The organism is Bacillus sp. P4_D3 (assembly GCF_056401855.1).
Window position 1 is genome coordinate 1 of the sequence record NZ_JBFUIN010000402.1, and the last position, 2,785, is coordinate 2,785.

A 2,785-nucleotide genomic window follows, 5' to 3' on the forward strand; every position below is an offset into this window, starting at 1 on the left:
AGCTGTTGCTGATAGTATTACCGGGAAGAACTGGAATAAATATATTTTTAGGACTGGTAGAAATTCATCTCAAGATGCAATCGCTGGTGCTGCGGCAATTGCTAAAAAAGATGTGAAAATAGCAACGCTAGCACAAGATAATGCTTACGGTCGTGAGGGGATTGCTGCATTTAAAGCTGGAGCGAAGAAATTAGGTGCAAATATTGTAAACGAGCAATACGCGGATACGAATGCAACTGATTTCACTGCGAATATTCAAAATATTATTAGCTCAAAACCAGATTATCTATTTATCGTTTGGGCAGGTGCGAATTCACCGTGGAAACAGTTGAAAGATATGAATGTGGAAGCGCAAGGCATTAAAATTTCTACTGGTGCACCTGATATACCAGCATTAAAAACGATGGATGCGCTAATAGGGATGCAAGGGTTTTCCGTTTATTATCACTCACTTCCTAAAAATAAGGTGAACGATTGGTTAGTAGAAGAACATAAAAAACGATTTAATGGTGCTGTTCCAGATTTATTTACAGCAGGAGGAATGTCAGCAGCAATTTCTATCGTCGAAGCTGTAAAGAAAACGAAGGGYGATACAGATGTAGATACACTTATTAAGAAAATGGAAGGGATGGAATTTGAGACACCGAAAGGAAAGATGAAATTTAGAGAGAAGGATCATCAAGCATTACAAACTCTATATTCTATAACGCTGAAAAAGCAAGATGGTGTTGATTATCCAGTACCAGTGTTAGAGAGAGAATTAACGATGAAAGAGACAGAACCATCAATTCAGAATAAATAGACTGAATTTTCTGTTGTTTTTGTATAAAGAGGGGATACCCTCTTTATACTTATTTCTTTCATAAACATGGTTTTCAGTGGGAGGGATTTCATGACACATTTGTTAGAGACGAAAAATCTTTGTGTATCTTTTGGGGATCATCATGTTATTAAGGATGTTAATTTAACGGTACAAAAAGGAAAGCTCATTTCAATTATTGGACCGAATGGTGCTGGAAAGACAACACTGTTCAATTTACTAAGTGGGCAAATTTCTCCGACGAAAGGTGAAGTTTATTTTAAAGGGCAGGATATTACAAAATTATCAATTTCAGATCGAACGCGTTTGGGCATTGGTCGTTCTTTTCAGTTGACAAATATTTTTCCAGAGCTAACAGTACTTGAAAATGTACGTCTAAGTGTTCAATCGTTTGTTCAGGATTATTACAGTTTCTTTCCGAATGCAGCCAAGTTAAAGCAGCAAACTGGAGAAGCGAGACGTCTTTTGAAGACAGTACTCCTTCACGAGAAAGGGGACGTATTAGCTAAGGATTTAGCTCACGGAGAAAAAAGAAAGTTAGAGCTTGCTATGTTGTTAGCATTAAAGACAGATGTATTACTACTAGATGAGCCGACAGCAGGTATTTCAGTTGAGGAAGTTCCGGCTATATTACAAGTAATCGAAAATATTAAAAAGAATCCTGAGAGCACAATCGTACTTATCGAACACAAAATGGATATGGTGCTAGGTTTATCAGATCATCTTATCGTTTTATTTCATGGCGAGTTATTGGCTGAAGGATTGCCGGAAGAAATGATGAAAGACGAGCGAGTACAAAGTGCTTATTTAGGGGGATTATATAGTGGCACTACTACAAGTGAATAATATAGAGACGTATTTAGATCAGTTTCATATTTTACAAGGAGTGTCCCTTTCGGTTGAGAAGGGAACGATTACAGTATTGTTTGGAAGAAATGGTGCTGGAAAAACAACAACATTGCGCTCAGTTATGGGATTTCACCGGATAGCAAATGGAGAAGTTTATTATGATAACACAAAAGTAAATGGATTATCTACACATTTAATTTCAAGAAAAGGTATAGGTTATGTACCAGAAAATCAAGGTATTTTTCATGATTTAACAGTAGAAGAGACATTCGCACTTGCTAGGGGAAAAAAGGGGGAAGAATCTGAAGAGAAGATAGAATGGATGCTCGAACTATTTCCAGATTTAAAGCAATTTTGGTATAAAAAAAGTGGACTATTAAGTGGGGGACAAAAGCAAATGTTGGCAATTTCAAGAGCATTTATTAATAGTGATGGACTATTGCTTATTGATGAGCCGAGTAAAGGGCTATCTCCAATAATGATAGAAAAATTAATGGTAGCTATTTTGAAAATGAAGGAAAAAACGACTGTTTTACTTGTTGAACAAAATTTTATGATGGCTAGTCAAATCGGTGATTATTTTCACATTATGGATAATGGGCGTATTGTGCATAACGGTTTCATGGAGGAACTGCGAGAGGATAAGGAAACATGTCATAAATATTTAGGTATTTCTTAACATTGATACGGGGGGATAGAATGTGGATGTGCTAATTAACTTATTTGTAAACGGCGTTTCGACAGGGATGCTTATTTTTTTATTAGCGTCTGGTCTATCACTTATTTTCGGTTTAATGAGCGTACTAAATTTTGCGCATGGTGGTTTGTTTGCATGGGGAGCATTTACAGGCGTTTGGTTATTTAATATGACAGATAGTTATTTATTAGCGCTAATTGGCGCAGTCGCTATGGGTATGTTTCTTGGTTTCATTTTAGAAAGATTTCTTATTAGACCAGTGTATGGAAACCATGTTCGGCAGCTTCTCGTTACACTCGGAGGAATGCTCGTTCTTAGCGAGTGCATCAAAATATTTTGGGGTCCTAATCCAATTGCTGCAAAATTACCGTTATGGCTTCAAGGAAGTTTTACATTTGGAGGAGTTATCTTAATAAAAT

At 36.6% G+C, this 2,785-nt stretch carries 4 protein-coding genes; all 4 read left to right on the top strand.

Translation table 11 applies throughout. From position 1 onward, the window contains the following. The coding region (locus tag AC1DTM_RS21765; RefSeq protein ID WP_477000853.1) for an ABC transporter substrate-binding protein at positions 1–802 on the top strand (802 nt) is incomplete at its 5' end. A gap of 90 nt (positions 803–892) precedes the next feature. Further along, positions 893–1,666, top strand: a complete 774-nt coding sequence (locus AC1DTM_RS21770) for an ABC transporter ATP-binding protein (protein WP_016104549.1) — start codon at positions 893–895, stop codon at positions 1,664–1,666. Next, positions 1,644–2,348 carry a branched-chain amino acid ABC transporter ATP-binding protein gene (locus tag AC1DTM_RS21775; RefSeq protein WP_016104550.1) on the top strand — a complete coding sequence of 235 codons (705 nt, stop codon included), beginning with the start codon at positions 1,644–1,646 and terminating at the stop codon, positions 2,346–2,348. The genes AC1DTM_RS21770 and AC1DTM_RS21775 overlap by 23 nt, the downstream gene beginning before the upstream one ends. 22 nt (positions 2,349–2,370) lie before the next feature. Next, positions 2,371–2,785: branched-chain amino acid ABC transporter permease (locus AC1DTM_RS21780; RefSeq protein ID WP_477000854.1), on the top strand; the 415-nt coding region annotated here is incomplete at its 3' end.